Consider the following 17958-nt stretch of genomic DNA (forward strand, 5'->3'; position numbering starts at 1 on the left):
GAACGTGCGAGCACTGGGGATTGAAGGCGCCTGGGTCCTGGAGCCCAAGGTCTTCCCTGACGACCGGGGCAGTTTCCACGAGTGGTACCGGGGCGAGGAGTTCCGCGAGGCCACCGGGTACGACCTGGCCCTGTCGCAGGCCAACTGCTCGGTGTCGCGGCGGGGTGTGGTGCGCGGAGTGCACTTCTCCGACGTGCCGCCGAGCCAGGCCAAGTACGTCAAGTGTGTGCGGGGCGCGGTCCTCGACGTGATCGTGGACATCCGCGTCGGCTCTCCCACGTTCGGTCAGTGGGAGGCCGTCCGGCTGGACGACGACAGCAAGCACGCCGTGTTCCTCGCGGAGGGGCTCGGGCACGCGTTCATGGCCCTGACCGACGACGCGACCGTGGTGTACCTGTGCTCGACGGGCTACTCGCCCGGCCGTGAGCACGGGATCAACCCGCTCGACCCGGCGCTGGGCATCGAGTGGCCCGAGGGCTTCGAGCCGGTGCTGTCGGAGAAGGACGCCGAGGCTCCGACACTGGCGGAGGCGGAGCAGTCAGGACTTCTTCCGTCCTACGCGGACTGCTCCGCCTACTACGAGCGACTGCGCGGTGGGCAGGTCAGCGACTGACGCTGAGCTGCTCCACCGAGCGGCGCAGGGGCTCCCAGCCGCGGGACCGCTTGGTCCCGCGGTCCCGCGCTTTGGCGAGGGGGCCCCAGAAGCCGGCGTTCAGCAGCGTCTCGGGCTGCACCGCGGTGGTGCGCTCAAGGATCGCCTCGGGCACCTTCTGCGGGTCCGGAACCTCGAACTCGGCGATGATCTCGTCGTACTTGTCCTTGAGGACGGTGCTGTTCGGGTCGGCGCCGAAGACCACGAGCTGACCCGTGGGCTGGGTGTCCACCAGAACCGTCACCAGGTCGGGACGGTAGCGGGCGAGGATCTCGACCAGCTTGTACACGTCGCCCGTCCAGGCGTCGGTGTGCCGGTCGCGGGCCGCCTCGTCGATGCTGCGCGGCAGCATGTCGTCGAAGACGATGACGCTGGCCCAGTCCGAGTGCTTCTCCACGTTGATGAAGTCGCGCAGCGCGTACTCGAAGAGGTGCATGCCGTCGATGAACGACAGGTCCAGCGTGGTGGTCTTCCACCAGCCCAACGGGCTCCGGTTGCGGGCGAGTTGACGCAGCGGGTGGCGTCCGCCGCGCAGATGCACCAGCGGGTTGTCCCGGGCGAAGAAGTCGTCACTGGTGGCCTTGGCCAGGTGGACGTCGCAGCGGATCTCCGTGACCACCTTGAACGCCGGATCGATCGCAACGCTGGGTACCCGGGAGAGCGTCAGGCTGCGGCCGTCGTTGACGCCGATCTCCAGGTAGTTGCGGTTCGCGGTTGACTTGTGGAGTCCCCGCAGGAACTCATGACGTTTCACGAAGAAATCTCCTTGCGGATGTGAGGAAGTGCTTCGTGCAGGGCGGACCGCCAGTCCCTCGGCGGTTCCAGGCCGACCTCCTGCCACCGCTCGTGCCCGAGGGCACTGTAGGCGGGGCGGGGCGCGGGACGGACGAAGGCAGCGCTCGTGGTGGGGCGGACCCGCTCCGGGTCGGCGCCGATGAGCCGGAACACCTCCCGTGCGAGACCGTGCCAGCTGGTCTCGCCGGAGCTGGTCGCGTGGAACACCCCGTGCGCGCCCTCGACCTGGCCGATACGGGCGCCCAGATCAGCGATCCGTACGGCGACGTCGGCGCTCCAGGTCGGCTGTCCGTGCTGGTCGTCGACGACGTCGAGAGTGTCGCGACGTGCTTCCAGCTCGATCATCGTGCGGACGAAGTTACCCCCACAGGCTCCGTACAGCCAAGCCGTTCGGACAACCGCGCTGTTACCGGGCAGTTCGGCCAACACGGCCTGCTCGCCCGCGAGTTTGGTCCGGCCGTACGCGGTGCGCGGTGCGGTGGAGTGGTTCTCCGGATACGGCGTGCCGCGGGCCTCGCCGTCGAAGACGTAGTCGGTGGAGACATGGACCAGGCGGGCGCCCGCGGCGGCGCAGGCGCGGGCCAGGAGCCGGGGCCCCTCGCCGTTGATGCGAAGGGCCCGCTCCTCGTCGGTCTCGGCGTCGTCGACGGCGGTGTACGCCGCGCAGTTCACCACCACGTCGGGGTGGTGTTCCGCGAACGCCCGGTCCACCGACGCGGGGTCGGTGATGTCCAGGGCGGCGCGGTCGAGACCGACGAACTGCTCACCGCGCCGGGCGAGTTCGTCCAGGACGTCGTGGCCGAGCATCCCGCCGGCACCGGTGACCAGCCACTTCATCAGGCGCGCTCCACCCTTGCCTTGAGCGGCTCCCACCAGGCGCGGTTGTCGCGGTACCAGGCGACGGTGTCCGCGAGGCCGGTGGTGAAGTCGTGCTTCGGGGTGTAGCCCAGCTCGTCGTGGATCTTGGACCAGTCGACGGAGTAGCGCAGGTCGTGGCCCTTGCGGTCCTCGACACGCTCGACCGAGTCCCAGTCGGCGCCGCAGGCTTCGAGGAGCAGTCCGGTGAGCTCCTTGTTGCTGAGCTCGGTGCCGCCGCCGATGTTGTAGACCTCGCCGGCCCGGCCCTTGGTGCGCACCAGCTCGATGCCCTGGCAGTGGTCCTCGACGTGCAGCCAGTCGCGGACGTTGAGGCCCTCGCCGTAGAGCGGGACCTTCTTGCCGTCGAGGAGGTTGCTGACGAACAGCGGGATGACCTTCTCGGGGAACTGGTGCGGCCCGTAGTTGTTCGAGCAGCGGGTGACGCGGACGTCCAGGCCGTGGGTGCGGTGGTAGGCCAGGGCGAGCAGGTCGGAGGAGGCCTTCGACGCGGAGTACGGCGAGTTGGGCGCGAGCGGGTGGGTCTCGGGCCAGGAGCCGGACTCGATGGAGCCGTAGACCTCGTCGGTGGAGATGTGCACGAACGGCACGGTGTAGCGCAGGGCCGCGTCGAGCAGGACCTGGGTGCCCACCACGTTGGTGCGGACGAAGTCGGCGGCGCCGTTGATCGAGCGGTCCACGTGGGACTCGGCGGCGAAGTGGACGACCTGGTCCGCCTCGGCCATCAGCTTGTCGACCAGTTCGGCGTCGCAGATGTCGCCCTGGACGAACTCCAGACGCGGGTGGCCTATCTCAAGGTTGTCGAGCGTGCCGGCGTACGTGAGCTTGTCCAGCACCGTGATGCGGGGCGCGTCGGGCGCGTCCGAGGCGAGGAGCGTGCGGACGTACGTGGAACCGATGAAGCCGGCGGCGCCGGTGACGAGGAGATTCATGAACGGATCTGCACCTTGCTGTGGTCTCCGAGAACGAGGCGGTGGGCGCTGGGTACCCCCGGTGCGGGGGTCACTTCGACGTGCTTGCCGATGAGCGAGGACTCGATCCGGCCCACCCCGGCGATGGACGAGTCCTGGAGCACTATGGAGAACTCCAGTTCACTGTCGGTGATACGGCAGTTCTCCGCGACGGACGTGAACGGTCCGACGTAGGAGTCGCGCACGACGGTTCCGGCGCCGATGACGACGGGTCCGACGATGCGCGAACCCTCGATGCGCGCGCCCGCTTCGATGACCACGCGGCCGATGGTCTCGGAGGCGTCGTCGACCTCGCCGTCGATACGGCGGTCCATGCCTTCCAGGACGGTCCGGTTGACTTCGAGCATGTCGACGACGTTGCCCGTGTCCTTCCAGTAGCCGTGGATGACCGAGGAGCGCACGTCGGCGCCGTCGTCGATCAGCTGCTGGATGGCGTGGGTGATCTCCAGCTCGCCGCGCCAGGACGGCTTGATGGCGCGCACCGCGTCGTGGATGGCGGGCGTGAAGAGGTAGACACCGACCAGGGCGAGGTCGCTCTTGGGGTGCTCGGGCTTCTCCTCCAGGCCGATGACCTGGCCGGATTCGCTGAGTTCGGCGACGCCGAAGGAGCGCGGGTCGGGCACGTGGGTGAGCAGGATCTGCGCGTCGGGCTTGTTGGCCTGGAAGCCCTCGACGAGGCCGGTGATGCCGCCGACGATGAAGTTGTCGCCGAGGTACATCACGAAGTCGTCGTCGCCGAGGTACTCGCGCGCGATCAGGACGGCGTGGGCCAGTCCGAGGGGACGGTCCTGCGGGATGTAGGTGATCTGGAGGCCGAACTTCGACCCGTCACCCACCGCCTCCTCGATCTCCGCCGCGGTGTCACCGACGATGATGCCGACCTCGGTGATGCCCGCGTCGGCGAGTGATTCGAGCCCGTAGAAAAGGACGGCCTTGTTGGCCACCGGGACGAGCTGTTTTGCCGATGTGTGTGTGATCGGCCTCAGGCGGGATCCAGTGCCGCCGGAGAGAACGAGAGCCTTCATCGCTTCACCTTAGCGTCATCTTTGGACGTGCATCGTTCCTCCCTATGTTCGTTTATTACGACCATCCAACGATAGGTGGGACGGGAGGTGTCTAATCGCCCGCCGGTCCGGACGGTCCGCCCGCGGCCCGCTCCACGTCCGCGGTGACCCCGGCGCGGTCCAGCCCCTCGTCCTTCGCGTACTCGCCCACCGCGGACTGCGCCTCGCGGCTCAGGTCGCGCCAGGCCCGCCAGGCGGTCTCGTAGGTCTCGGTCTGGGCCTCGGTCCAGGGTTCGTGGGCGGGCGCCCCGAGGGCGTCCCGCATCTCCTTGACCCTGGCGCGCGCCTGGTCGGCCGCGCGCTGCTTCTCGACCAGCTCTTCGAAGGTGTGTGCCACAAGCAGGCACCTCATCACGGGGAACCCCCGCAGCCGCTCCGACCTGCCGCCGTGTGCGCCGACCGGCACCCGTGCGGCCGTCTAGCGGTCGAGCGCGATCTCGGCCCACACCTGTTTGCCGCCGCTCACCGGCACCGTGCCCCAGGCCGCCGAGACGGCCTCGACGAGGAGGATCCCGCGGCCTCCGGTGGCCTCCCAGCCGATGCTGGTCGGCTTGGCCGGGGTGCGCGGCGAGGAGTCGGCGACGGCGACACGGAACCGCTGGTTGACGAGGGTGAGGTCGAGGCGCACCGGGCCGTCGGTGTGCACCAGGGCGTTGGTGACCAGTTCGGAGACGACCAGGAGGATGGTGTCGACCTCGTCGGTGACGCCCCACACGCGCAGGGTGCGCCTGGTGAAGCGGCGGGCGTGCCGGGCCGCCTCGGGCACGCGCCACACCGTCCAGTTCTCCCGCCGGGGGCGGGTGGCGAGGCCGTCGTAACGCATGAGGAGGAGGGCGACGTCGTCGTCGCGGCGGGCGTTGCCGAGCAGGGCGTCGGCGACCAGGCCGAGGTGGGCGGGGTCGGAGAGGGCGAGGCCGTGGGCGAGCCGGTCCAGGCCCTCGTCGATGTCGGCCTCCTTGGACTCCACGAGGCCGTCGGTGGTGAGGGCGAGGACGGTGCCGGGCCGGAGCCGCAGCACGCTCATCGGGAAGTCGGCCTGCGTGACCACGCCGAGCGGCGGGCCGCCGTCCGGGTCGGGGATCTCGGTGGTGCCGTCCGGGTGGCGCAGGACGGGCGGCAGATGACCGGCCCGTACGTACCAGGCGGAGCCCTCCTCCATGTCGACGTCGACGTAGCAGCAGGTGGCGAAGAGGTCGGTCTCCAGGTCGATGAGGAGCCGGTTGGCGTGCGAGACGACGACGTCGGGCGGGTGTCCTTCGACGGCGTAGGCGCGCAGCGCGGTGCGCATCTGGCCCATGAGGGTGGCGGCGCCCGCGTTGTGGCCCTGGACGTCGCCGATGACGAGGGCCACGTGGTTGTCGGGCAGGGGGATCACGTCGTACCAGTCGCCGCCGACCTCAAGGCCGGCGGTGGTCGGCAGATAGCGGGCGACGGCGACACCGCCGGGGAGTCTCGGCAGGCGGCGCGGGAGCAGCTGGCGCTGGAGCATGCCGACGAGTTCGTGTTCGGCGTCGAAGGCGTGGGCGCGGGTCAGGGCCTGGCCGGCGAGTCCGGCGGAGGCGGTGAGCAGGGCGCGTTCGTCGGGGCCGAAGACGTGCGGGGCGTCCCAGCCGATCAGACAGGCTCCGGACACCCGGCCGCCCGCGGACAGCGGCAGTACGGCGAGGCCGCCCGGTCCGACCTCGGCGAGCGCGGGCTCCAGGTCGCTGCCGGCGGGCCGGATCGCGGCGCGGCCCTCGCGCAGGGCGGCGGCGAGGGTGGGCATCGCGCGGACGGGCGCGTCGGGCCATTCGCTGCGCCACTCCTGGCGCCACAGCTCGGGCCAGGACTCCGGTTCGGGCGGGTCGAGGACGGTGACGACGAGCCGGTCGCCCTCCAGTTCGGCGAGCGCGATGCGGTCGGCGCGCAGCGGTTTGCGCAGGGCGGCGACCACGGCCTGGCTGACGTCGCGGACGGTGCCGGCCATGGCGAGGGCGGCGGCGAGGCGCTGGACGCGGGCCACGTCGTTGACGCCGGAGCGCAGCTGGGAGGCGTCGCCGACGGTGCCGACGAGGCGGGCCGGGCGGCCGTCGCCGCCGGGCAGGAGCCGGCCGCGCAGCCGCAGCCACTTCGGCGGGCCGGAGGGCTGGAGGACGCGGAACTCCAGTTCGCGGTCACCGATGGCCAGGTGGTCGGCCTCCACGACGGACATCAGCGAGGGCAGGTCCTCCGGCACGGTCAACCCGAGCAGGGTCTCGACCCTGCCGTCGAAGTCGTCCGGGCCGAGTCCGAACAGGGTCAGGATGTCGCCGCCGACCTCGACCCGTCCGGTGTCCATGGCCAGGTCGAAGGAGCCCGCGGGCAGTTCCCCGCCCGCCACAGCCGCGTCCGGGACCGGGATCGCGACGGCCTCGGCGATGAGTGCGAGGCAGGCGCGGTCGTCGGGGTCGAAACCGGCCGGCTGCTCGCTCACCGCGAGCAGACAGCCGCCGCCCCGCTCCCCGCGCACGGGCAGGGCCGCGAGATGGAACTCCCCGGTCGGCAGCCGTCGCGCGTCGCAGCCGGCGGCCAGTTCCTCGGGGCCGAGCCAGACCGGGTGCCCGCTCCGGCGCGCCTCGGCGACCGGTGCTCCGCCGGACGCCGGGTAGCCGTCGCGCAGTCCGTACACGGTGCGTGGCACACCGACCGACTCGGCCAGGCACAGCAGGTCGGTCTCGGCACCGGGCGTGTACACCCCGGCGAAGGTCGCAGCGGCGAAGACGAGGGCCTGTTCGAGAACCCGGCGCAGCCGTTCGCGGGAGTCGAGATCGGTGGTGAGCGTCTTGAGGGCGAGTTCGGCCCGCGGTGTTCTCGTTCTGCGTCCCTCAGCGCCCTCACTGGCCACGTCCGCAATTACAGCGCTTATACCGCTGCCGCGCAGCCCCTGTGACCGTTCCGTGGAGAGGAGGCACCGGATGGCCCTCCGTGCTCGGCCGCCGGGCGCTCGCCGTGCGCGTCGGGCCGCCAGGGTGGAGCCTGGCCCTGAGCCCCGAAACGGCACGGCCGGGCGAGGAGGTGGTCGGCGTGTCCGACGGCCAGTTGTCCCGGCGGGCGCAGGACCCGGTCGGCCGGCCGATGCTGTCGCTCGCGCTGGCCGCGATGATGGACGCCGTCCACGCGCACTCGGGCGCGGTGTATCTGCTGGCGCCGGACGAACCGGTGCTGGAGATGGCGGTGATGGCGGGTCTGCCCCGGGCGTTCGCCGCGCCGTGGGAGCGGGTGGGGCTGAGCGCGCCGATCCCGGTCGCCGAGGCGGTGCGCGGGCGGCGGCTGGTGTGGGTGGGCGGCGAGGAGGACATGGCGCGCCGCTATCCGCGGATCGCGGTCGTGCTGCCGTATCCCTTCGCGCTGGCGGCGGTGCCGGTGGCCACCGGGTCCACGGTCTACGGCTCGGTCTTCGTGACCTGGCCCGGTTCGCATCCGCCGGTGCTGGCCGACCGGGACCGCGAGCAGCTGACCAGCGCCTGCGCCCGGCTCGCGGTGCGGCTGGAGCGGGCGGTGGAGGAGCGGCGTCCGGCGCGCGCGGAGCCGGATCTGCTGGCGACCGGGCCCGCGACGAGTGTGGCCGGGACGCTGGGCACGGTCGAGGCGGCGCGGATGGTGGCCCGGTTGCCGTACGGGCTGTGTTCGCTCGATCTGCACGGGCGGGTGGGGTTCGCGAACGCGGCGGCCGGTGAGCTGCTCGGGATGTCGGTGAGCGGTCTGCTGGGCACCCAGTTGTGGGCGGCGGTGCCCTGGCTCAACGACCCGGTGTACGAGGACCGTTACCGGGCCGCGCTGCTCAGTCAGCAGGTGACGTCGTTCGTGGCCCTGCGTCCGCCGGGCGAGTGGCTGTCGTTCCGGATGTATCCGAACACGACGGGGCTGAGTGTGCGGATCAGCCGGGCGCGGGCGGTGACGGAGCTGGGCCGGGCGGCGCCGCGGCCGGACGAGGGGCCCTCGCGGCTGGTGACCATCTCCCAGGTGCTGAGCCTGGCGGGCGCGCTGACCGAGGCGGTCGGGGTGCAGGACGTGGTGCAGCTGATCGCGGACGAGATCGCGCCGGCCGTGGGCAGCAAGGCGCTGGTGGTCCTCGGCTCGCGGGCCGGACGGCTGCATGTCCTGGGGCACCGCGGCTATCCGGACCCGCATGTCGTCGAGCGCTTCGACGGGATGGCGCTGACCGAGTCGACACCGGGGACGGCCGCGCTGAGCAGCGGTGTGCCCGCGTTCTTCGACTCGCGGCAGGACCTGGAGCGGCTGTACCCGAGCCGGTACGCCACCCCTGACGGGTTCGCGGCCTGGGCGTATCTGCCGCTGGTGGCGTCCGGCCGGCCGGTGGGCACCTGTGTGCTGGCCTACGGCGAGCCGCATGTCTTCCCCGCCGACGAGCGCGCGGTCCTGACGAGTCTGGGCGGTCTGATCGCGCAGGCGCTGGAGCGTGCCCTGCTCTACGACGCGAAGCACCGGCTCGCGCACGGACTCCAGGCCGCGCTGCTGCCGAACTCGCTGCCGCCGCTGCCCGGCATCGAGGCCGCCGCCCGCTATCTGCCGGCCACGCAGGGCATGGAGATCGGCGGTGACTTCTACGACCTGGTGACCACCGAGGGTCCGGCGGCGGTGATCGGCGATGTGCAGGGCCACAACGTGACCGCGGCCGGGCTGATGGGCCAGATCCGGACGGCCGTACGGGCCTACACGACCGTGGGCCAGGCTCCGGAGGAGGTCATGCGCAGCACCAACCGGCTGCTGATCGACCTGGGCGTGGAGCTGTTCGCGAGCTGTCTGTATCTACGGCTGGATCCCGCGCGCGGTACGGCCGTGATGGCGCGGGCCGGACATCCGCCGCCGTTGCTGCGCCGCCCGGACGGGCGGGTGCGGGTGCTGGACCTGGCGGGTGGTCCGCTGCTGGGCATCGATGCCGGGGCGACCTATCCGACGACGGAGGTGAGTCTCGCGCCCGGTTCGGTGCTCGCGCTGTACACCGACGGGCTGATCGAGTCGCCCGGTGTCGACATCGAGGACGCCCTCGCCGAGCTGGGGCAGCGGCTCGCGGAGGCCGGGGACCTGCCGTTGGAGGAGATCGCCGATGTCCTCGTGCGGCACAGCGCGGCGGCGCGGGAGCGGATCGACGACGTGGCGTTGCTGCTGCTGCGGGCGTGCGGACCGGGCCCGGACGGACCCGGAACGCAGGGCGGTCCGGCCCTCCCGCCGGAGGGCCGGACCGATCCACCGCCGACCTGAAACGCTGGAAGGGGTCGGATCAGTGGTTCGAGGTGAGCGAGGAGCCGTCGTTCGCCCCCGTGCCGTCGCCGGTGTTGTCACCCGTGCCGTTGCCTGTGTTGTCACCCGTGCCGTTGGCACCGGACTGGTCGCCCGTGCCGTCGGTCGCGGACGGGTCCACTGCGCCGGACTGGTCGCCGGTACCGGACTGGTCACCGGTGCCGTCGGTGGCCGAGGGGTCGGCCGCGGTCGCCGACGGGTCCGCCGTGGCGGTGTCGCCCGCACCCGCGCCCGCACCGGCACCGGCGTCGCCGAGGGTGGCCCCGGTCGCCTGGAGCGCGGCGGTGACCGGCTGGAAGAAGGTCTCGCCGCCGCTGGTGCAGTCGCCGCTGCCGCCGGAGGTCAGGCCGACCGCGCCGCCGTCCTGGGTGAAGAGCGAGCCGCCGCTGTCGCCCGCCTCGGCGCAGACGTTCGTCTGGATGAGGCCGTTGACGGTGTCGACACCGTTGGGGTCGGTCTCGCTCTGGAAGTTGACGGTGGCGTCGAGCCCGGTGACCGTGCCGTCGTGCAGACCGGTGGTGGAGCCCATCCGGAAGACCTGGGTACCGACCGTGGCGTCCTCGGCCTGGGTGATCTGGACGGTCTGGCCGTTGCCCACGTTGACGTCGCTCGTGGTCTGGGTGGCCGCGTCGTCGTACTTCACCAGTGAGAAGTCGTTGCCGGGGAAGACGGCCTGGTCGACCGTGGCGATCGGCTGGCCGTCCTGCGAGTCGGACCACTGCTTCGCCGCGACACCGCAGTGTCCGGCGGTCAGGAAGGCGGGGCTGCCGTCGCTCGCGGTGACGTTGAAGCCGAGGGAGCAGCGGACGCCGCCCTGGTCGGTCTGGGCGAAGATGGCGTCGCCGCCCGAGACCAGCGTCTTGAAGGACCCGGGGGTCTTCTTGACGGTGGCCATGCTCGTGCCGAGGCTCTTGACGGTCGACAGCACGGTGTCCCACTTGGAGCCGGTGACGGTGCTGTCGGCGAGGACCTGGATCTTGTTGGTCTTCGGGTCGACGGACCAGGCGGTGCCGGGGACGGTCGCCTTGGCGGCCAACGTCTTGGCGGCGGCGGCGAGTTCGGCGGTGCTGTTCTGCACCTTGCGCACCTTGGCGCCGGCCTTCTCCGCCTGCACGATCACCTTGTTGTTGTCGCCGGAGATCACGTTGACGACGAGCTGCTGGGTGGCGCTGTCGTAGTAGGACCCGGCGAAGGCGTCGCCCAGGAGCGCGGCGATCTGCGAGGAGAGGTCCGAGGCGCCGGTCGCCTTGAGGGTCTTCGGGGTGGCGGCGCCTGCCGAGTTGTCCTGGGACGCGTTGGCGTTCGGCAGCAGGATCGCCGCCGCTCCGAGTGCAGCGACACCGCCGACAGCTATCGCGGCCTTGCGCTTCGGAATTCGCTTGTGACTCAAACTTCTCGACCTCCTGGGGACCGGGGTCTGCGCCGCCGGGGGTGGCGGCTTATGGGGGCGCCTGGATGCCCGTTGATACGCACGTGTCATGTGAGGCGTTCAAATCCGTTTCTCAACTTCCTTTGCGAAAACGCGAATCGGCCATGTCCAAGCAGTGACCGCACCGGGGTACGGGCTGACAGAGGGCCTGTGGCGTCTGCGCGGCGGTCCCTTCAAGTCCGTAGTCCGGTCGGCGGCCGGATGTCTTGATCGAATCGCCGGCCGCCCGAACCGCCGCGCGGGCGCGCTCAGTTGCCCCGCTCCCGGACCGGCACGGAACGCGGTCGAGCGGTGACCTTCCGTCGAGCGTCACGAGCGGAATCCTCGCTTCAGGGAATCTGCACAGCGCGTACCCAACCAAGTCACCGGACTCGACGGATCTGCACATGCACACGCTCCCCGGAACGCCTTTGGCGAGGAGTGCCCGATTCCGCTTCGGCGCCGCAAGCCCTCGCGCGCAGCGATGCCGTGCAGCGTGTGAAGAACTCGCCGACACCTCGTGCCCACGCCTGCACGGTTCGCGCCCGCCGAGGCCCAAGTGCCCTGGTGGGACGAGGGTTTGATTGGCTGCGCCCGTCGGCGGCGTGCTTTGATCCATCGCACCGCAGGAGCCGAGAGGGCTCCGGAAACGGCGCCCGGCGCCTGTGGTCGCGGCCGTCGTCTGTCCCCAGAGGGGGCCGCTCCCCCCTTGTGAATATCCATATGAAGGGAAGTTCCCCCATGAACTCCACCCCCCAGGTTGAGACCGTCGAGATCTCCGACGCCGAGCTGGACAACGTCTCCGGTGGTCTGTCCGTGAACGCCCTCGGCACCGTCACCGGCCTGGTGGACGGCGTCGCCCCGGTCTCCGGCCTGGTCGACACGGTCGTCGGCACCGTCGAGGGTGTCACCGGCCTGAACGTGGCCCCGGTCACGAACCTGGTCGCCGGTCTCTGATCGCGCCCTGTTCCACCGAGTCCCGGAGCCGCTCCCCGGCTCCGGGACTCTTGGGATGCCGTAGAAGATCTCTCCCGCAGGTGAGGGAAGTCCACAGGTGAGGGAAGTCCCGTGCAGTTCCGCCAACAGGCCCTCGCCAAGCTCCAGTCGCCCGAGGAGCTGGATCTTCCGGTGCGCTTCGCGCGCCCGCAGGGCTGGCTCGTGCTCTGTGTGACGGTGGTCGTCGTGGCCGCCGCGTCCGTGTGGGCGGTCACCGGTTCCGTGGCCTCCACGGTCGGGGCGTCCGCGGTCCTCACGCACGGGGAGGGCAGTTACCTCCTCCAGAGCCCGGTCGCCGGCCAGGTCACCGCCGTCGTCGCCCAGGAGGGCGAACGGCTGCCGGCCGACTCCCCCGTCCTCAAGGTCCGTACGGCGGAGGGCGATTCCGTCGTGCGCACGGTCGCCGCGGGCCGGATCACGGCGCTCGCCGCGACCATCGGGCAGATCATCCAGACCGGCGCGAACGTCGCCGCCGTGGAGAAGGTCGCGCACACCACCGACCCGCTCTACGCGACGGTGTACGTCCCCGCCGAGAACGCCGCCGCCATCCCCGCGAACGCCGCCGTCGACCTGACCGTCTCCTCGGTGCCGACACAGACGTACGGCGTGCTGCGCGGCCGGGTGAAGGCGGTGGACCGGTCCGCCCAGTCGGCCCAGCAGATCTCCGCGTTCCTCGGGGACAGCCAGCTCGGCGAGCAGTTCACCAAGAACGGCAGGCCGGTGGCCGTGCTGGTGAAGCTCGACAAGTCGGCCCGCACCAAGAGCGGTTACCGGTGGTCGTCGCAGGACGGACCGCCCTTCTCCCTCACCTCCATGACCATGGCCTCGGCCTCGATCCGGCTGGCCGATCAGCGTCCCCTCGATTGGCTGCTGCCGTGAGCCCCGCCCAGGAGTCCCGTTCCCGACGCCGCTCCGCACCGCCGAAGCGCCCGGTGCCCAAGGGCCGCGTGAAGACGGTCCGTTCACCCACCGTGCTGCAGATGGAGGCCGTCGAGTGCGGCGCCGCCTCCCTCGCGATGGTCCTCGGCTTCCACGGCCGTCACATCCCCCTCGAAGAGCTGCGCATCGCCTGCGGTGTCTCCCGCGACGGCTCCCGCGCCAGCAACCTGCTGAAGGCGGCGCGGAGTTACGGCCTCACGGCCAAGGGCATGCAGATGGACACGGCGGCCCTCGCCGAAGTCCGCTCCCCCGCCGTCCTGTTCTGGGAGTTCAACCACTACGTCGTCTACGACGGCATGGGCCGCCGCCTCGGCCGCCGCGGGGTGTACATCAACGACCCCGGCAAGGGCCGCCGGTTCGTGCCCATGGAGGACTTCGACTCCAGCTTCACCGGAGTCGTCCTGGTCATGGAGCCGGGCGAGGGCTTCGAGAAGGGCGGACGCAGACCGGGCGTCCTGGGCGCGATGCCCGCCCGGCTGCGCGGCACCGCGGGCACGATGCCCGCCGCCGTCCTCGCGAGCCTGCTCCTGGTGCTGGTCGGCGCGGCGCTGCCCGCGCTCAGCCGGACCTACATCGACATGTTCCTGATAGGTGGTCAAACCTCCCTGCTGGGCGTGCTGTTCGCGTCCATGGGGACCTGCGTCCTGCTCACCCTGGTGCTGACCTGGTTGCAGCAGGCGAACCTGCTGCACGGCCGCGTCATCTCCTCCACGCTCTCCAGCGCCCGCTTCCTGCGCCATCTGCTGCGGCTGCCGGTGACGTTCTTCTCCCAGCGCAGCCCGGCCGACCTGGTGCAGCGCCTCCAGTCGAACGACTCGGTCGCCGAGACCCTCGCCCGGGACCTGTCGGCGGCGGGCGTGGACGCGGTGGTCGTGGTGCTGTACGCGGTGCTCCTCTACACCTACGACCCCCAACTCACCTACGTGGGCATAGGTGTCGCGCTGCTGAACGTGGTGGCGATGCGGGTCGTCGTCCGGCTGCGCGCGACCCGCACCGCGAAACTGCGCGCCGACTCCGCCCGGTTGACCAACACCGCTTACACCGGGCTCCAGTTGATCGAGACGATGAAGGCGACCGGCGGCGAGGACGGCTACTTCCGCAAGTGGGCCGGGCAGCACGCCACCACCCTGGAGGAGCAGCAGCGGCTCGGGGTGCCGAGCGCCTGGCTGGGTGTGGTCGCGCCGACGCTGGCCGCGCTCAACAGCGCGCTGATCCTGTGGATCGGCGGGCTGCGGGCCGTCGAAGGACACCTCTCCGTCGGTCTGTTGGTCGCCTTCCAGGCGCTGGTCACCCGCTTCACCGCGCCGATCACCCGGCTCAACGGCGTCGCGGGCCGCGTCCAGGACTTCGCGGCCGACGTGGCCCGCCTCAAGGACGTCGAGAACTTCCAGGCCGATCCCCTCTACTCCCGTGCGGGCGGCGCCGATTCGACGCGGCGCCTCCAGGGGCACGTCGAGCTGGAGAACATCACCTTCGGCTACAGCCCGCTCGACAAGCCCCTCCTCACCGGCTTCTCGCTCACGGTCGGACCGGGCCGGCAGGTGGCGCTGGTCGGCGGCTCCGGCAGCGGCAAGTCCACGGTCTCCCGGCTGATCTCGGGTCTCTACACGCCGTGGGAGGGCGTGATCCGCATCGACGACCACCGCCTCGAGGACATCCCGCGCGGCGCGCTCGCCGCCTCGGTGTCCTTCGTCGACCAGGACGTGTTCCTCTTCGAGGGCACGGTCCGCGACAACGTGGCGCTGTGGGACCCCTCCGTCCCGGAGGACGCGGTGACGGACGCGCTGCGCGACGCGGCCCTGTACGACGTCGTGATGCGGCGGCCCGGTGGCATCCACAGCCGGGTCGAGCAGGACGGGCGCAACTTCTCCGGCGGTCAGCGCCAACGCCTGGAGATCGCGAGGGCGTTGGTGCGCAGGCCCAGCATTCTCGTCCTCGACGAGGTGACGAGCGCCCTGGACGCGGAGACCGAGCTGATCGTGATGGACAACCTCCGCAGGCGCGGCTGCGCCTGCGTGGTGATCGCGCACCGGCTCAGCACGGTGCGCGACAGCGACGAGATCGTCGTCCTCGAACACGGCACGATCGTGGAACGCGGGCGGCACGACGCCCTGGTGGCGGCGGGCGGCGCGTACGCCGCGCTGGTCAAGGAGCGGTGAGATGACGTCCGTCCACGAGGGCGACCTGGTGCTCGGCGCCCTGGGATCGCTGGGCACCCCGATCGACTGCACGGGCCTCAACCGCCTGGACCTCGAAGGCCCGCAGGTGCTCTGGCTGATCGCCTCGGGAGCCGTCGACCTCTTCGCGGTGGACGCCGTGCGGCAGGGCCACTGGCACCACCTCGGCCGCCTGGAGGCGGGCTCGCTGCTGCTCGGCCCGGTCACCGGTCCCCAACACACGCTGGTGGCACGCCCGTTGCGGGACTGCGTGGTGCACCGCATCGGCCTGCGCGAGCTGTACCAGCCCGCGCACACCCAGACCTGGTCGTACGACGAGTACGGCAACCCCCAGTACGTGCCGCCGACTTCGAGCCCCCTCGAATACGCCCTCGCCCTCGGTGTCGGCCGCGGTCTGTCGATCCTCTTCCAGGCGCCGATGGCCGGCGAGCGGTCCGCCTCGCTCACCGACGACGACGTCTTCTGGATGCAAGTGCCCCCGGGCAGCGTGCAGTACGGGTCGCTGTACGGCGCGGAGGCGGCGGCCGATCTGCTGATGGACCCCGGTGTCTGGCAGGGCATGGTCGACCAGCAGTACCGGCTGCTGTCCGCGCTGGACAAGTGGATCGAGCAGCTGGAGCGAACCCACGAGACGCGAACGGCCGCCGGGATCAAGGCCGGTGAGGCGGTCCGCGCGCAGGCCGACCGGACGCTGCTCGCGTCGATCGGCGGGTCCTCGGCACGGCGCACGACGGCCGCCGACACCGACGCGTCGTACGCGGCCTGCAAGTTGGTCGCCGAGGCGGCCGGCATCACCCTCGCCGAGCCCGCGCGGAGCGGCGGCGAGAGCGACCGCCTGGACCCGGTCGAGCGCATCGCTCTCGCCTCCCGGGTCAGGGTGCGGGCGGTACGGCTCGACGGGCGGTGGTGGCGGGACGACATCGGCCCACTGGTGGGCCACCGCGCGCTGTCCGGGGCGCCGGTCGCGCTGCTGTGGCGGCGCGGCGGGTACGTGGCCGTGCATCCGGCGACCGGTCGTGAGACACCGATCGAGAAGGCGAACGCGGAGGAGTTCGAGCCGCGCGCGGTGATGTTCTACCGCCCGCTGCCCGAGCGCCGGCTCAGCCCGCTGCGGCTGCTGCGCTTCAGCATGCAAGGCACTGGAGGCGATCTCGCCAACCTGCTGGTCAGCGGGCTGGTGACCGTCGCGATCGGGGCGCTGGTGCCGATCGCGACGGGCAAGGTGCTCGGCGAGTTCGTGCCGAAGGCGCAGACGGGTCTGATCGTGCAGGTGTGTCTGGCCGTGATGCTGACGAGCGTGGTGGCGGCGGCCTTCATGCTGCTGGAGAACCTCACCATCCTCCGGCTGGAGGGCCGGATCGAGGCCACGCTCCAACCGGCCGTCTGGGACCGCCTGTTGCGGCTGCCGACGAAGTTCTTCACCGAGCGCTCGACGGGCGAACTGGCGAGCGCGGCGATGGGCGTCAGCTCGATCCGCCGGCTGCTGGCGGGAGTCGGTCCCGTGGTCGCCCAGTCGGTGACGGTCGGCGTGATGAACCTGAGCCTGCTGTTCTGGTACAGCCCCTCGCTGGCGCTCGCCGCGATCGGCATGCTCGTGGTGATCGCGGCGGCCTTCCTCGGGCTCGGCCTGTGGCAGGTGCGCTGGCAGCGCAGACTGGTCGTGCTGGGCAACAAGCTGAACAACCAGGCGTTCCAAACCCTGCGCGGACTGCCGAAGTTGCGGGTGGCCGCGGCCGAGAACTACGCCTACGCGGCCTGGGCCGCCGAGTTCGCGCGCAGCCGCGAACTCCAGCAGAAGGTCGGCCGGATCAAGAACCTCACCACGGTGATGGGCGCGGTGTACCTGCCCGTGTGCACCCTGCTGATGTTCATGCTGCTCGCGGGCCCGGCGCGCGGCTCCATGTCGGCCGCGGCCTTCCTCACCTTCAACACCTCGGTGACGATGGTCCTGACCTCCGTCACCCAACTCACCGGCGCCTTCGTCTCGGTGGTCTCCGCGCTGCCCCTGTTCGAGGAGATCAGGCCGGTCCTGGACGCGGCCCCGGAGGTCCGCACCGCGAGCACCCGCCCCGGCCGGCTGTCCGGCGCGATCGAGGCCCGCCGGCTCTCCTTCCGGTACGCCGACGACGGCCCCCTCGTCCTCGACGACGTGTCCTTCGAGGTGCGCGCGGGCGAGTTCGTCGCGATCGTCGGCCCCAGCGGCTGCGGCAAGTCCACCCTGCTGCGCCTCCTCATCGGCTTCGACCGGCCGGTCTCCGGCAGCGTCCTCTACGACGGTCAGGACCTGGGCGCCCTCGACCAGTCGGCGGTCCGGCGGCAGTGCGGGGTGGTGCTCCAGCACGCGCAGCCGTTCAGCGGTTCCATCCTGGACGTCATCTGCGGCACCGAGCCGTTCACGCCGGAGGAGGCGATGGCGGCGGCCGAGATGGCGGGGCTCGCCGAGGACATCAAGCGGATGCCGATGGGTCTGCACACCATCGTCGCGGGCAGCGGCGCGGTCTCGGGCGGCCAGCGGCAACGCCTCATGATCGCGCAGGCGTTGATCCGCCGCCCGCGCATCCTGTTCTTCGACGAGGCGACCAGCGCCCTGGACAACGAGACCCAGCGCACGGTGATCGAGAGCACCAAGGCCCTCGACGCCACCCGGATCGTCATCGCACACCGCCTCTCGACGGTGCTGGACGCGGACCTTGTCATCGTCATGGAGGACGGCAAGGTCGCCCAACAGGGCCCGCCCGCACAGCTGTTGGCGGACACGGGCGGCCGGTTGCACGAGCTGGTACGACGGCAGCTGACCTGA

13 protein-coding genes are annotated in these 17958 nt (G+C 71.2%); 6 read left to right on the forward strand and 7 right to left on the reverse strand.

The features are described 5' to 3' along the window. Positions 1–4 precede the first annotated feature (4 nt). Positions 5–613: a dTDP-4-dehydrorhamnose 3,5-epimerase gene (gene rfbC / locus ACIQPR_RS39370; RefSeq protein WP_403658982.1), complete on the forward strand. Its 609-nt coding sequence runs from the start codon at positions 5–7 to the stop codon at positions 611–613. On the opposite strand, the gene ACIQPR_RS39375 is transcribed toward rfbC, so the two are convergent. From ACIQPR_RS39375 to ACIQPR_RS39400, 6 genes are all read right to left on the reverse strand, one after another. Next, positions 603–1406: a class I SAM-dependent methyltransferase gene (locus ACIQPR_RS39375; protein WP_403658984.1), complete on the reverse strand. Its 804-nt coding sequence runs from the start codon at positions 1404–1406 to the stop codon at positions 603–605. The genes rfbC and ACIQPR_RS39375 overlap by 11 nt on opposite strands. Continuing rightward, positions 1403–2284 (reverse strand): dTDP-4-dehydrorhamnose reductase, encoded by an 882-nt coding sequence (gene rfbD, locus ACIQPR_RS39380; RefSeq protein WP_403658987.1) that lies wholly within the window; start codon positions 2282–2284, stop codon positions 1403–1405. Before rfbD ends, ACIQPR_RS39375 begins: the two co-directional genes overlap by 4 nt. After that, the gene (gene rfbB, locus ACIQPR_RS39385; RefSeq protein ID WP_403658990.1) at positions 2284–3255 is read right to left on the reverse strand and encodes a dTDP-glucose 4,6-dehydratase; all 972 of its coding nucleotides are present in this window, start codon (positions 3253–3255) and stop codon (positions 2284–2286) included. The genes rfbD and rfbB overlap by 1 nt, the downstream gene beginning before the upstream one ends. Then, positions 3252–4319 carry a glucose-1-phosphate thymidylyltransferase gene (locus ACIQPR_RS39390; RefSeq protein ID WP_403658993.1) on the reverse strand — a complete coding sequence of 356 codons (1068 nt, stop codon included), beginning with the start codon at positions 4317–4319 and terminating at the stop codon, positions 3252–3254. The genes rfbB and ACIQPR_RS39390 overlap by 4 nt, the downstream gene beginning before the upstream one ends. A 91-nt stretch (positions 4320–4410) precedes the next feature. Beyond that, positions 4411–4695: a hypothetical protein gene (locus ACIQPR_RS39395; protein ID WP_403658996.1), complete on the reverse strand. Its 285-nt coding sequence runs from the start codon at positions 4693–4695 to the stop codon at positions 4411–4413. 81 nt (positions 4696–4776) lie between these two features. Continuing rightward, complete coding sequence (locus tag ACIQPR_RS39400) at positions 4777–7221, reverse strand: SpoIIE family protein phosphatase (RefSeq protein WP_403658999.1); 2445 nt, start codon at positions 7219–7221, stop codon at positions 4777–4779. Positions 7222–7391: 170 nt separating this feature from the next. On the opposite strand from ACIQPR_RS39400, the gene ACIQPR_RS39405 reads away from it, so the two are divergent. Beyond that, positions 7392–9599, forward strand: coding sequence for a SpoIIE family protein phosphatase (locus ACIQPR_RS39405; RefSeq protein WP_403659660.1), 2208 nt, complete (start codon positions 7392–7394; stop codon positions 9597–9599). 19 nt (positions 9600–9618) lie between these two features. Here the strand turns inward: ACIQPR_RS39405 and ACIQPR_RS39410 are convergent, their stop codons facing one another. Beyond that, entirely contained in the window at positions 9619–11028 is a 1410-nt protein-coding gene (locus ACIQPR_RS39410; protein ID WP_403659002.1) for a S1 family peptidase, read from the reverse strand. Positions 11029–11787: 759 nt separating this feature from the next. Between ACIQPR_RS39410 and ACIQPR_RS39415 the strand changes: the two genes are divergently transcribed. The 4 genes from ACIQPR_RS39415 (at position 11788) to ACIQPR_RS39430 (ending at position 17958) form a co-directional block, all read left to right on the forward strand. Further along, a complete protein-coding gene (locus ACIQPR_RS39415) occupies positions 11788–12003 on the forward strand; it encodes a type A2 lantipeptide (RefSeq protein ID WP_328826744.1) in 216 nt (71 codons plus the stop codon). A 111-nt stretch (positions 12004–12114) separates the two neighbouring features. Then, on the forward strand, positions 12115–12921 hold the full coding sequence (locus ACIQPR_RS39420; RefSeq protein ID WP_403659005.1) for an HlyD family efflux transporter periplasmic adaptor subunit: 807 nt from the start codon (positions 12115–12117) through the stop codon (positions 12919–12921). Then, complete coding sequence (locus tag ACIQPR_RS39425; RefSeq protein WP_403659008.1) at positions 12918–15140, forward strand: NHLP family bacteriocin export ABC transporter peptidase/permease/ATPase subunit; 2223 nt, start codon at positions 12918–12920, stop codon at positions 15138–15140. The genes ACIQPR_RS39420 and ACIQPR_RS39425 overlap by 4 nt, the downstream gene beginning before the upstream one ends. Before the next feature lies 1 nt (position 15141). Continuing rightward, positions 15142–17958, forward strand: coding sequence for an NHLP bacteriocin export ABC transporter permease/ATPase subunit (locus ACIQPR_RS39430; protein WP_403659012.1), 2817 nt, complete (start codon positions 15142–15144; stop codon positions 17956–17958).

It is taken from the genome of Streptomyces sp. NPDC091280, from assembly GCF_044768565.1.
Classification (GTDB): Bacteria; Actinomycetota; Actinomycetes; order Streptomycetales; family Streptomycetaceae; genus Streptomyces.

Coding starts and splice junctions, on each gene's coding strand:
- ACIQPR_RS39390 (WP_403658993.1), bottom strand. CDS start 4,319: ATGAAGGCTCTCGTTCTCTCCGGCGGCACTGGATCCCGCCTGAGGCCG.
- ACIQPR_RS39430 (WP_403659012.1), top strand. CDS start 15,142: ATGACGTCCGTCCACGAGGGCGACCTGGTGCTCGGCGCCCTGGGATCG.
- ACIQPR_RS39415 (WP_328826744.1), top strand. CDS start 11,788: ATGAACTCCACCCCCCAGGTTGAGACCGTCGAGATCTCCGACGCCGAG.
- rfbB (WP_403658990.1), bottom strand. CDS start 3,255: ATGAATCTCCTCGTCACCGGCGCCGCCGGCTTCATCGGTTCCACGTAC.
- rfbD (WP_403658987.1), bottom strand. CDS start 2,284: ATGAAGTGGCTGGTCACCGGTGCCGGCGGGATGCTCGGCCACGACGTC.